Annotated in this window: 12 protein-coding genes; 5 read left to right on the top strand and 7 right to left on the bottom strand. The window is 40.1% G+C overall.

Translation table 11 applies throughout. The features are described 5' to 3' along the window. Positions 1–64: 64 nt before the first annotated feature. Positions 65–1,501 (bottom strand): carotenoid oxygenase family protein, encoded by a 1,437-nt coding sequence (locus ABF638_RS22455; protein WP_435025189.1) that lies wholly within the window; start codon positions 1,499–1,501, stop codon positions 65–67. A 23-nt stretch (positions 1,502–1,524) separates the two neighbouring features. Here ABF638_RS22455 and ABF638_RS22450 point away from each other — a divergent pair, with 23 nt between their 5' ends. From ABF638_RS22450 to ABF638_RS22440, 3 genes are all read left to right on the top strand, one after another. After that, positions 1,525–1,776 carry a hypothetical protein gene (locus ABF638_RS22450; RefSeq protein WP_435025188.1) on the top strand — a complete coding sequence of 84 codons (252 nt, stop codon included), beginning with the start codon at positions 1,525–1,527 and terminating at the stop codon, positions 1,774–1,776. 208 nt (positions 1,777–1,984) lie between these two features. After that, positions 1,985–3,535 (top strand): YcjF family protein, encoded by a 1,551-nt coding sequence (locus ABF638_RS22445; protein ID WP_435025187.1) that lies wholly within the window; start codon positions 1,985–1,987, stop codon positions 3,533–3,535. Positions 3,536–3,786: 251 nt separating this feature from the next. Further along, positions 3,787–5,580: a protein kinase domain-containing protein gene (locus ABF638_RS22440; protein ID WP_435025185.1), complete on the top strand. Its 1,794-nt coding sequence runs from the start codon at positions 3,787–3,789 to the stop codon at positions 5,578–5,580. A 90-nt stretch (positions 5,581–5,670) separates the two neighbouring features. Here the strand turns inward: ABF638_RS22440 and ABF638_RS22435 are convergent, their stop codons facing one another. The 3 genes from ABF638_RS22435 to ABF638_RS22425 form a co-directional block, all read right to left on the bottom strand. Then, positions 5,671–6,450, bottom strand: coding sequence for a class II glutamine amidotransferase (locus ABF638_RS22435; RefSeq protein ID WP_435025184.1), 780 nt, complete (start codon positions 6,448–6,450; stop codon positions 5,671–5,673). A 291-nt stretch (positions 6,451–6,741) separates the two neighbouring features. Further along, positions 6,742–6,849 carry a transposase family protein gene (locus ABF638_RS22430; protein WP_435025183.1) on the bottom strand — a complete coding sequence of 36 codons (108 nt, stop codon included), beginning with the start codon at positions 6,847–6,849 and terminating at the stop codon, positions 6,742–6,744. Further along, a complete protein-coding gene (locus ABF638_RS22425) occupies positions 6,824–7,099 on the bottom strand; it encodes a helix-turn-helix domain-containing protein (RefSeq protein ID WP_435025182.1) in 276 nt (91 codons plus the stop codon). Before ABF638_RS22425 ends, ABF638_RS22430 begins: the two co-directional genes overlap by 26 nt. A gap of 608 nt (positions 7,100–7,707) precedes the next feature. On the opposite strand from ABF638_RS22425, the gene ABF638_RS22420 reads away from it, so the two are divergent. After that, on the top strand, positions 7,708–7,905 hold the full coding sequence (locus ABF638_RS22420; protein WP_435025181.1) for a hypothetical protein: 198 nt from the start codon (positions 7,708–7,710) through the stop codon (positions 7,903–7,905). A gap of 18 nt (positions 7,906–7,923) precedes the next feature. Here the strand turns inward: ABF638_RS22420 and ABF638_RS22415 are convergent, their stop codons facing one another. Together ABF638_RS22415 and ABF638_RS22410 are read right to left on the bottom strand one after the other, a co-directional pair. Further along, the gene (locus ABF638_RS22415) at positions 7,924–8,985 is read right to left on the bottom strand and encodes a ParA family protein (protein WP_435025180.1); all 1,062 of its coding nucleotides are present in this window, start codon (positions 8,983–8,985) and stop codon (positions 7,924–7,926) included. 416 nt (positions 8,986–9,401) lie between these two features. Then, positions 9,402–9,587 carry a hypothetical protein gene (locus ABF638_RS22410; protein WP_392481557.1) on the bottom strand — a complete coding sequence of 62 codons (186 nt, stop codon included), beginning with the start codon at positions 9,585–9,587 and terminating at the stop codon, positions 9,402–9,404. Between the two features lie 123 nt (positions 9,588–9,710). Here ABF638_RS22410 and ABF638_RS22405 point away from each other — a divergent pair, with 123 nt between their 5' ends. After that, positions 9,711–10,088, top strand: a complete 378-nt coding sequence (locus tag ABF638_RS22405) for a hypothetical protein (protein ID WP_435025177.1) — start codon at positions 9,711–9,713, stop codon at positions 10,086–10,088. Positions 10,089–10,254: 166 nt separating this feature from the next. Here the strand turns inward: ABF638_RS22405 and ABF638_RS22400 are convergent, their stop codons facing one another. Beyond that, the gene (locus ABF638_RS22400) at positions 10,255–11,664 is read right to left on the bottom strand and encodes a tyrosine-type recombinase/integrase (protein ID WP_435025176.1); all 1,410 of its coding nucleotides are present in this window, start codon (positions 11,662–11,664) and stop codon (positions 10,255–10,257) included. Positions 11,665–11,718: the final 54 nt, after the last annotated feature.

Raw genomic sequence — 11,718 nt, 5'->3', positions numbered from 1 at the left:
TCCCCAATCCCCAATCCCCAATCCCCAATCCCCAATCCCCAATCCCCAATCCCCAGTTAAATTGTTAAGCTGGGTTCCAAGTACCGTGAAAGCTGTGGGGAATGACGCTAGGTAATCCTAGTTTGCAAACGGGTTCTGCATCCAGGCGATCGCTATCAAAGATCCAAACTTCACTACTATGAGAATTACCATCATATACAACGGTTAGCAGCCAGCCTTGTTCAGGGTTTTGGGCATCTTGGGCGTGGATGGGTTCTGAAGGATAGCGGTTTTCTCCTAAGTCGGCTTCGGTGAGGGTTTCGGTTTTGTAGTCGAAGCGGGCGATCGCACTGAAGGATTCTTTGTCTGTATCTGTTCTTTGGGGCATTAATGATATGTAAGTATAACGCCAAGGTTGCCCAACTTGCGATCGCTGCACTACAGGAAATTCACATTTTTGGTTGACAACTTCCTGTGTTTCTGTAACTTTACCAGTTTGGGGATTGAGACGTACTTGCCATAATGTTCCTTTAGTAACTGTGTGCGTCTCACCACTGGCAAATTCTCTGAGATATTCATTAGTTTGGTGAAAATCTGAATATCGCACCATGTCCAGAATTACCGAACCGTCTTGATCTTCATAGCCATTGCCAAAATGCCAATTAAACCAAGGATCGGTTTCGCCACGACTAACTAAGGATAAGTTTTCGCGGTCAAATATTAACACCTGGGTTCCTAATTTAGGTTCCCACAACAGAGATTCACTAAAGGTATTCAGACCTAGCATCATTGGCAGCATTTTCATCCGCATCGGTGGCATGAAAAACACCAGATATCTTTGAGTTAAAACAAAATCATGCATTATAGAGTAGCGATCTAGCTTAAAAGCAGTTTTTTGGATAATTTTGCCAGTAGCATCGCTTTTGTAGAGATTCAGTTGTACAGAACTTCCAATACTGATTCCAAAGTTAAAAATCTCCCCTGTTTGTGAATCACGCTTGTAATGAGCAGAATAAGGTAATCCGTTATTTAAAGCGCCTAAATCATCTAATCCCTTCGTCTCTAAAGTTTGCAAATCAAGAGCATAAGGATTGGTTGCTTCCCATAAAGCCAACAATTTATCAGGTAAAGCCAACACTGAAGTATTCGCTGCATTCTTGGTCTGTTGACCCCAGCGCTTCCAAATCGGCCCTGGCGTATGCATCCCATAGACACCATAAAGAAACCTATCGGCTTGATTTTCAGCTTGATATTCGGCTGTTTGCACATAGCGATAGATTCCACTGGCTCCTGCATCCGTGAAATGGACGCCGAGAATTGCCCCATCTCCATCAAACCAGTGTCCCACACGCTCACCACCGCGTTCTAAGCGTGCGGGGCCATTGCGGTAAAGTGTGCCACGTAAACCCTCTGGAATTTTGCCAGAAAGAATCGACAGTTGAGTAAGAGGAAATTCTTTTGCCGGTTCTGCGATCGCATTAGCCCAAGCTTTTTTTGTTGACTTTTTAGTTATGGTATGCATATTAAAATATTGCTAATACATTGATGTACACAGTTACATATATTGTTGCAATTTTTGGCGTTGCATATTTGCGGGATGATTTTGTTAGTTTTGTGGGATGGGCATCTTGCCATTGGTGTCAACTTAACGTGAAAGCCAGCCCAGAACAAGCCTTTAGATATTGTCTCGTTCCCAGTCTCCGACTGGGAATGCCTGTCTTTGAGGCTCCGCCTCAAGACTTGCGGCAGAGCCGCAATGAGCAGCATTTCCAGCCAGAGGCTGGAAACGAGATTTGAAAAAAAATGTAGTGAGCGTTGAGCGTCTGGATTCTGACCGGAGCTTTTGGAGTTTCCGGCTTTACTTCTGACTTCTGAATTCTTCTTCAACAAGAAAGGCTGTTTTCCTTCTGCCTCCTGCCTCCTCCTTACTACTCTGGTAAAAAATGCTGAAACTATTAAGATTAGAAGCATCTGCCTACTGAATATTTACTAATCTTTCCCAGCCATGCCTCTGTCACGCATAGTAACGCTGATTGTTGGTCTGATCGTCATTTTGGGGCTAGCCCTGTGGCTAATTGATTCCCTATCACGGCTCTACTGGCAATTGTCCTATTCGCCTTTGCTAGGCAATTTGCTGCTGTTACTGCTGATTGTCCTCATTGGAGCCTTGGTTGCAGCTTTCGTCTATTATGTACTGGTGATTCAATCTGGGGAAAAGCGATCGCGCCGTAACCCTAAACGAGCGACTGCGGCACAAATTCCTGCTGGCAAATCTGATGCTGCTTCTACAACTCTCCAAGCTGTGCGCCAACAGGTAGGGCAAATTCAAGATGAAGTAGCACGCCAAGCTTTATTAAGTAAATCACGAGAGATTGAAGCCAATCTAGCACGGGGTGAAATTCAAGTAGTGGTATTTGGTACGGGAAGTGCTGGTAAAACTTCCCTGGTAAATGCGATTATGGGACGCATGGTCGGTCAAGTGGATGCACCGATGGGTACAACTCAGGTTGGGGAAACTTATTGTCTGCGGTTGAAGGGATTAGAACGCAAGATTTTAATTACAGATACGCCAGGGATTTTAGAAGCGGGTGTAGCGGGAACGGAACGCGAACAAATGGCGCGAGAACTGGCAACAGAAGCAGATTTACTGTTGTTTGTGGTAGATAATGATTTACGACGCTCAGAATATGAGCCGCTGCGGGGGTTGGCAGAAATTGGGAAGCGATCGCTTTTGGTTCTCAACAAAACCGATTTATATACAGATGAAGATAAAGAATCCATCCTCGCTAGGTTGCGTCAACGGGTACGGGGATTTATTGCTACTAATGATGTGGTAGCGATCGCTGCTAATCCCCAATCTGCACAACTAGAAACTGGCGAAACCTTCCAGCCGGAACCAGATATTGTTCCTTTACTGCGGCGCACTGCTGCTGTTTTACGCGCCGAGGGTGAAGATTTGGTGGCGGATAACATTCTTTTACAATCTCTGCGATTGGGAGACGAGGCGCGAAAACTCATTGATGGCCAGCGTCGCCGTCAAGCTGACAAAATCGTGGAACGGTTTCAATGGATTGGTGCTGGTGTAGTATCAGTCACGCCTATACCAGTCGTAGATTTATTGGCGACAGCCGCAGTCAACGCTCAAATGGTTGTGGAAATTGGCAGAGTGTACGGCTGTGAATTGAATATGGAACGGGGACGAGAGTTAGCCCTTTCTTTAGCGAAAACCATCGCGAGTTTAGGTATTGTTAAGGGAGCAATTCAATTATTATCTACAGCTTTGCAACTCAATGTTGCCACCTTTATTATTGGTAGAGCGATTCAAGGTGTGACAGCAGCTTATTTAACGCGAATAGCTGGTAAAAGTTTCATTGAATATTTTCGTCATGACCAAGATTGGGGTGATGGTGGAATGACAGAAGTTGTACAGCGACAGTTTCAAATTAATCGCAGAGATGAATTTATCAAAGCTTTTATTCAAGAAGCGATCGCACGGGTAGTGAAGCCGTTACAAGATAAATCTGAAGTAGTTGAACACGATGAAGAAATCAATTAGAAATTCCCCTCTGCCCCCCTGCTCCCCTGCCCCTCTGCAATCCCTACGCCGCTTACCTTTCAGCTTAACTTAGTGCCATTCACCCCTTGCCCATTAACCTTTCCCCAGACCAACAGAAAGATTGTTGGGTTTATCCGAAAAGTATTGGTATTCAAGGTATCAAAACTCTCGTTATTTATTTCTCAAGCATTCCGGAAACAGGAGGGAATGTCAGAAAAACTAAATAAAAGGACTTACTGAGTAACCAGGTCATGACCCACCACATAATCGGTAAATTACTACAAGGGCGTTACCAAATTGTCCAAAGCCTTGGTGCAGGGGTGTTTGGACAAACATACATTGCTGTTGACGTAGATTATCCAGAGAATCCCAAATGCGTTGTTAAACAGATTAAGGTTAGCAGTTCCGAATCCGGCTACTTGGATATGTTGAGGTTAATGTTTCTGACTGAAACTGAAACCCTTAAGCTTCTGGGAAGCCATCAGCAAATTCCTGAATTCATCGCTTGCTTTGAAGAAAATGAGCGATTTTATTTAGTGCAAGAGCTTATTGAAGGACATGCGCTGACTGCGGAATTACCTATTGATCAACATTGGGGGTGTCTATGGAGTGAAAGGGAAGTTGTAGAATTTCTGATAGATGTCTTAGGTATTCTAGAATTTGTTCACTCTCAAGGCGTGATTCATTGCGATATCAAGCCAGAAAACTTAATCAGACGCACTAGCGATGCCTATGGCAACGATAAAGCTGTACGCAAGTTAGTTTTGATTGATTTTGGCTCAATCCAGTCTATCGATTTTGGCATAGGTGCGGAATTGCCTATTTATCGAATTCCCGTCACTTCATTGGGATATATACCGCCAGAGCAATTTATTGGACAAACACAGCCCAACAGTGATATTTATGCTTTGGGCATGATTGCCATCCAGGCTTTGACTGGGTTAGAACCATTACAATTAAAAGCTGATCCTTATACTAATGAAATTTTTTGGCGTTCTCAAAACACGCCAGTTAACGATTATCTAGCTGCTGTTCTCAGCCAAATGATCCGCTACAATTACCAAGACCGCTTTCAGTCTGCGGCTGAGGTGCTGCGAATACTTAAACAAATAATATGGGAAACTGAGCCATCACAAATATTAGAAACAGATGATAAATTTCCTCTAGAGGTGGCGATTGAGGATAATAATTCTCCAAACCCTATATCTGGCAAATCATCCCCGTTATTCACAGGGATGAAAGTAGGACTGGCGGCTAATTCTTTATTGATGGGATTTGGTGTATATTCTTTAGTTAATACTGCACCTGCATATTCAGAAACAGACACTTTATATCAAGCGAAAAAAGAATATCAAGCTGGGGATTTACAAGAAGCGATCGCATTAGCGAAATCAATTCCCTCCCACAGCAATGTTTATCCAGAAGCGCAAGCGACAATTGAAGAATGGCAACAGCAATGGCAAGTTGCTGCACAGCAACACCAACTAGCACAAATAGCTTTTCATGAGAGTAGATGGTCAGATGTTCTTCATGCTGCTGCTAAAGTTCCAGATATTTTATATTGGCAATCTAGAACAGATAAACTAGTTCAGAAAGCATACGTCAATATTGAAGTACAGACGCAAGATTTATTAGCAAAAGCTTACGAAAGAGCAACTGAAAAAGATTTTTCTACTGCATTACAATATCTGCGGCAAATTCCTAAAGAAAGTTCTGCTGGTGCTTTAGTTCAAGACAAGTTAGCTGAATACAATCGAAAGCGGCAGATCAGAGCAGCTTACTTTTTACAGAAAGCTTACAAGAAAGCATCTATTGGTGATTTTAATCGAGCTGTAAAATTTCTCCGAAATATTCCTCAAGATACTCTGGTTTATGCTCAAGCTCAAGTCAAATTGAATGAGTATACTCAAAAGCAACGTGTCCTGGCTGACAATCAAAAGGTAGCTTCTGCAAAAAGGACAAATTCATCCATTCCTAAAAACTCAGCTACCAGAATTGAATATTTTCAGGGAGTAAATTACCTGCAAGAGGTTAATATCCGTTAATTATAAGTATGAAAAACAAAACCCATCTAGAAAGTATCTAAATGGGAAAAAATCTGGTTAATTTTTGAATTTGCTAACAGGATAAGATTCTTAACTGAATGCATATTTCAGAGGTAATCCGTCCTGAAAAACTAGTAATTCTCCCGGTTGAATTTGTGTCCAAACTTCGTTGTCAGTGAGGGGAGTGGTAGCAATCACAGCGACGCGATCGCGTTCAGTAGTCACTTCTCGAAAATCTACAGTCATGTCTTGGTCAATTAAATGGGCAGCCGCAAAGGGCGCTTGGCGAACAATGTAGCTGAGTTTAGTTGAGCAATAAGCAAAAAAGTGTTCTCCATCTGACAATAAGTAATTAAATATACCCAACTTTGCAATTGTGCCAGTAATCTCTTGCAGCACAGAGTACAGATCCTTTATGTCGGGCTTACCTTCAGGAAAACGCGATCGCAATGTTTCTAGCATCATACAGAATGCTTTTTCGCTATCAGTGTTACCTACGGCTTGATAAAAGCCCAAATTTTCCGGTTCAAAATCTGGCAAATTACCATTGTGGGCAAACACCCAATACTGACCCCATAATTCTCTGCGGAAAGGATGGCAGTTGTGTAGGGCAACTTCACCCTGAGTAGCTTTGCGGATATGAGCTATGACATGGGTTGAGTGGATGGGATAATTCCGCACCAACTCCGCTACCGGAGAAGCAACAGAAGGTTGGGCATCTAAAAACATTCGACATCCCTTTCCTTCAAAGAAAGCAATGCCCCAACCATCGCTATGATGATCCGTTCTTCCTCCCCGTGCAGAAAACCCTTCAAAAGAAAAGCAAATATCCGTTGGAACATTGCAGTTCATTCCGAGCAATTGGCACATAATAACGCTAAAACAGTAGTTTCAGCTATTAATTAGATTGTTCATACCATCAACGTACTATTTTAAGGCTTTTTGCAAATCAAAAACGTACTTTGCCTTACATTTTTTTTAGTGCATTTATACTATTAACGCACTAAATTCCTGCCACACTACACTTTACATCAAAATTTCCCAGGTAATAGTCCAAGTATTTTCAGCACATAATTTTATTGGCATGAAATTACCATTCATCTCCCACAAACCTATCATAGCTGTTACGTAATCAAGTTTTGATTTTGTTACATTTTCAAGTTAAGCTTGTTCAATTAAACTGGATGGTAACAATTCTCTTAAAAGGGTCAACCAATAGTTAAATGTATCATTTGCTGTAGACTCACTGACTCCAAACTGGATACCCAAAAATTGAAAAGTTGTCAGATGCCTCAGATATACTAAGGTTAAAATTATTTGTTCGGGGAATAGATAATTTTGGTTTACGACCTCCACCACCAGTAATAATTCTAACTTTCTTAGATTCTAACAACGCTTGTTTCTCATGATGTAAATACTCCGCATTTTGGATTAATTGTTGTAACTGTTCATACTCCATACCAATTAACCGCTTTGTTTCTTTCCGATTCTCCTCAATGTAATTCAGTATGCCACTCATATTTTAGTGTTAAAAAAATCTCATGATGTTCTTTTACCACAAAATATACTATTTTGGAGATGTCTAAAGTCTTTGGGATTGAAGATGCTAGAGAGTTTTTCTTGAAAGTTATTAGAGTAATTCGCGTTTTTTAGAGAATTCATTGTTAACATTATTCCTGTATTTAAAAGGATAAATCAAGGATAGCAGGACAAAGAAAGAAATATTCTGCTATCTTTTTTATTGGGCATAAATAGCTATATATCTTTATTGACAAGGGTTTCAAGAATACAAGACAAAAAAAATAAATACTGAAATGCTTGCTATTACAGATTATTTAATAGTTCTTGAATAACTCCTACAAATTATTAGTACGTGTACGTAACAAGTAAACTGAGTTAATTTGGCGGAAACATATAATCTTTCCGATAGGTTGAGACGTTTTTCAAGAATAAATAACCCCCTTTTGGCAGGAGGTTACAGTTACATTATTAATTTTTGTTTCGATTATATTACAAGTGTAGCTCCTCAAAATTCATTCGCGTTGTAGCATCTGAAAAGCACTTCTCTACACTAAAAATCCAGGTATAGATAGATGCTTTAAGCGACATTTCAAAACCACCGGAGTTGTGCAAGATATCTCTTGTCATCGGAATTTGGAGCAATTGCAAAAATATTTGGAAGCAACCAATGAGCAGGTATTGGGAGCGACATCGGGAAAATTGCTGCTCAATGCTTTATTCACGCCTTGGATTTTGCCATCTTTAGCTCTGCTTCTAATTTGGGTACTTTTCTCTGGTAACTACGCTAAACACAGCTATGTTTAAAAGCAGAACTTATTCAAGTTAAAATTTTTCAATTATAAAGTTAGCCAATTTGTCATACTCTTTATCCATGTTTTCCATTAAAGTAATTTGATTCGGTGCCCATTTACCACGACCAATACTAGCTCGTGTTGGGTTTGCTTCTGGTAAATACTTAATAGGGATATTTTGAACAATACTATCAGGTGCCATAACGTTTAAATCTTCAATACTTGCAACTGGTTCTTGGTTAACAAAATCTGGAACGGCAGAATAAGCTTTAATCTCTTGAAGCCTTGGTATCAATTTATCATTAATAGAGTCTCGAACTTTCACAAACTGAGCTTGATCAGCACCTATTTTTGAGGCAATAGTAGAGCCGGATTGTTTTCTAGTATCAAAACCATTAAAAATCCAACCACCAAATTTAGGTTGTCCTTTTTCGGGAATTATCTGGTCATAAGAGTTTGATTGAAGATAGCGAGACTTACCTTGCTCCCAGTCTTCTATAAATCGAGGAAGAACTTGCCCAATTAAACCAACACAATATGCAGAGAATAAGTCAGGTGTACATGGAACTAAAAAATAATCTGAGGAGTATAAAGCAGCTCTAACAAGACTATTAAAAGATGGAGGTAAATCTATTAATGCAAAATCATATTGCTTATTAAATTCTATTTCTACTGCATTAATAAGACTTGATGGCATTAGGAATCGATATAAACCAGCTCCTCCAATAACATCAGTTCCAACATTAAGAATATCAGAAAAATTATTCAACCAGAAATCACCAGGTACAATATCTAGATTGACATTTTTCTTATGCTTGACACTAGCAATATAGGGTCTGCCTGAAGCACTTTGTTGAATATATGGAAGAGCGAAAGCACGAATAGTTTTACCATAAGGTAGCTCCCTTGAGCTTTCCAGATAAGTTGAAAACTCTGTATCTCCTAATGCTGCAATAGATAGGTTGCATTGAGGATCGAAATCAATAAGTAGCACTTTTTTACCTAAATGTGCTAGTGATGTCCCCAAATTCCAAATTGTGGTTGTTTTCCCAACACCGCCTTTGTTGTTAAACAATGCAATTACTTTTACCATAGATCCTTCCTTTTCCTAAGCCAGTAAAGAATTTGTCGTTGTTGAAACAGGATGAAAATCAATGGGCACGAACGCACCAAAGTTTTAACCCAGTCAGAGATACAGCTAATCTTCAGTTACGGCTTAGACAATGATCGCAACGCAGAGCCTAACCGCGTAGCTTGCCTCTTAATACATTTGGCATTGGTAGGGCGATCACGCCTGGGGACGTATGTTGTTATAATTTGTATATACGCCTGTTTTAACTTGGCTAAGTGCTGGTGAGAATGATATTTACACTTATTTTTGGCAAAGATATTATTGTAAAACTATAAATTGAAGGCTAGAGTTAATTTTCTAACCCTAGCCTTCAATTTGTTATATATTGCTTTTCAACTATCTGTAGTTTAGGCAGAGTCTCAAAAATAAAGCTCTAATTACTGTTGCCTTCCTTTCTTTTCATCCAGTGCTTTTTGAACGGCATCTCTGCAAAACTGCGCTGGATTATCCTGTTGCTGTATTTCTTCCTTCATTTCCTTGGTAGCTCTAAAAGTAACATTTTCAGTTAATTCTTTACTCGGTGGATTGTCAAAGTTTTGAGGATTACCCTTACGGTTAGACATTGTTGAGAGATGTAAATATAGCTTGTTTCGGCGCAAGCATCGAAATACAGTTTTAATTCGGTAGGTAATTCACCCTGAGAAAGTTGTTACCTACCGATACCACTTTTAAGGAATGGCTACTCTATGTTTACACGTTCGGAACTCGAAATAAAGACCATTAAAGAACTTCGTGACCTATGCTTGCGCTACGGCATCAAACCAACTGGGAATAAAGGGTACAAGACTTCATGGATTACATCGTTGATGGTATTCCCTCAGATGGCGTTATCTCAGTTTGAAGCAGGGAAGGGATTAAAACCTCCTACCTTTGCTTTTATGCAAGCGCTGAGTAACGCTATAGATGAGATGAATGCCCCAACTGATGAGCAAGCAGCACTCATCAAAATCACGATGGAAGGGAGAATAATGAATTATCCAGATAGGTACACCCAAGAGAAGCTGCTAGCCTTGCACAAGGCGAAAATGTATCTTGAGATGGCTATTGGGTTGCTGAGTCAGTAAAACCTAACCCCTGCATACCTTTCACACTTAGTTTTGAAAATGTAACATAATCAAAACTGAGCTTATTGTGTAGGTAGCATACAAAAATAATCCCCTAGAATGTTTACTGCTAGGGGATTAATAAGTTATTGGAGTCTGTTATTGAATAACTTTGGAAACTATCTCTCTATTTATCTCTAGTTAGTTTTTCAATCATCATTTTCATTTCTTCCATTTGTTCCTGTTGCAATTTATTTTGTTGTTTCAATATTTCAATCTCTGATTGTTGTTGGAACGACTGATTCGCTAACAGTTCACCGTACCCCGGTTTAATTCGTCTGTCAGCTTCCCAGTAGTGCTTGCTATTTACTTCAGGGTGATGACCACACCAGCTAGACACCACTTTAGGATCAATCCCGCACACATTTTGTTGAATGCAGCTAAAAGTATGTCTAGTGTGATGAATCGAAAAGTATTTAGACACCTTACCTTGCTTTATGAGTTCTGGGACAATACCTCTGGAACCTGTTGTTTTTGACCCTCTCCAAACATCTCCTACGTATATTCTACTGAAGGGGTTATTTTGTCCATTAACAAAAACTAGATCGAGTTTGTTTTCTTTTTTTTCAATCGACTTGATTAAATTCCATAATTTCTCATTTTTGGGCATTGGAAAAATTCGATACTGCAAATGTTCAGGAAGGTTTTTGGTTCCTTTTAAGGGGATAAAACATCTCCCCTTCATTGACCATTGACGGGCTATTATAAGGCTTTCTCTCTCCCACTTGATGTCTGACCACTTAATAGCTATCGCCTCGCTAATACGCGATCCAGTTAAGAATAGAAACTCAATCAAAGCGGCGCAGTTTAATTCCCTGTCATACCCATAGTCAATTATCGCTTCCATCTCTTCAAGCGTGTAACTTAACTGTTGATTAAAAATGTCCTCATCATCAGCTTCGTGATTATCGTCGAACTTGTTTGAAGATTGGTTTATAGTGACTTCAGAGGACATCTCATCAAAAGGGTCAACAAAGCATAAGCCATGTTTTACGCCTAGCTTATGAGCCTTACTGAGAAACCTTAAGCATTCCTTGGTAGTTTTCTTGCACCGATTATTGAGCAACCAACTTCTCACTTCTAGCGCATTTTCCCCTACGGTATTGATTGCCTGCTCAATTGCGTTACGCAAGGTAACTTTCATCTGATGGTGAGTGTTTATGCTTGTATCTTTCCCTCTGTATTCCACGTATTTGTCGTACAGTTCCAGCATTCCTATTTCTTTTTTTATCGGCGGAACTATTGATAACTGCGGTTTATCCTTGCCGATGCCGTACTTAACTAATGTAGGGTCAAAACATCCATTGAGGAAATCTAGATGCATCTGAAGGCACTTACCCTCTAGCAGAGTGTAATTCTCTGAGGTGTCAGACAAACCAGGACGCATCTTCTTTTGGGGAGTAGTAGTTTTGTACCATCCTACAGATTTACTGACATCTACAGAGAACTGCAATCTCAACTTACCATCACTAAGACGCTCAATCACTACCGTATCTTCGTAAGCCTTGTGCTGAGGGTGTTTTGGGGTGTTAACCATCGTACTAATAACGTACTAAAAAATGATTGATAAGTAAAAAAAAGCAGTTATTGA

The sequence above is a fragment of the Nostoc sp. CALU 1950 genome (genome assembly GCF_051172895.1).
GTDB lineage: Bacteria > Cyanobacteriota > Cyanobacteriia > Cyanobacteriales > Nostocaceae > Nostoc > Nostoc edaphicum_A.
The sequence above is the reverse complement of the archived record's forward strand: the minus strand, read 5'-3'. Positions and strand labels throughout refer to the sequence as shown.

Excerpts from the sequence above, each read along its gene's own strand:
- ABF638_RS22400 (WP_435025176.1), bottom strand. The coding sequence starts at position 11,664 with ATGGTTAACACCCCAAAACACCCTCAGCACAAGGCTTACGAAGATACG.
- ABF638_RS22425 (WP_435025182.1), bottom strand. The coding sequence starts at position 7,099 with ATGAGTGGCATACTGAATTACATTGAGGAGAATCGGAAAGAAACAAAG.
- ABF638_RS22435 (WP_435025184.1), bottom strand. The coding sequence starts at position 6,450 with ATGTGCCAATTGCTCGGAATGAACTGCAATGTTCCAACGGATATTTGC.
- ABF638_RS22405 (WP_435025177.1), top strand. The coding sequence starts at position 9,711 with ATGTTTACACGTTCGGAACTCGAAATAAAGACCATTAAAGAACTTCGT.
- ABF638_RS22415 (WP_435025180.1), bottom strand. The coding sequence starts at position 8,985 with ATGGTAAAAGTAATTGCATTGTTTAACAACAAAGGCGGTGTTGGGAAA.
- ABF638_RS22445 (WP_435025187.1), top strand. The coding sequence starts at position 1,985 with ATGCCTCTGTCACGCATAGTAACGCTGATTGTTGGTCTGATCGTCATT.
- ABF638_RS22455 (WP_435025189.1), bottom strand. The coding sequence starts at position 1,501 with ATGCATACCATAACTAAAAAGTCAACAAAAAAAGCTTGGGCTAATGCG.
- ABF638_RS22450 (WP_435025188.1), top strand. The coding sequence starts at position 1,525 with ATGTACACAGTTACATATATTGTTGCAATTTTTGGCGTTGCATATTTG.
- ABF638_RS22440 (WP_435025185.1), top strand. The coding sequence starts at position 3,787 with ATGACCCACCACATAATCGGTAAATTACTACAAGGGCGTTACCAAATT.
- ABF638_RS22410 (WP_392481557.1), bottom strand. The coding sequence starts at position 9,587 with ATGTCTAACCGTAAGGGTAATCCTCAAAACTTTGACAATCCACCGAGT.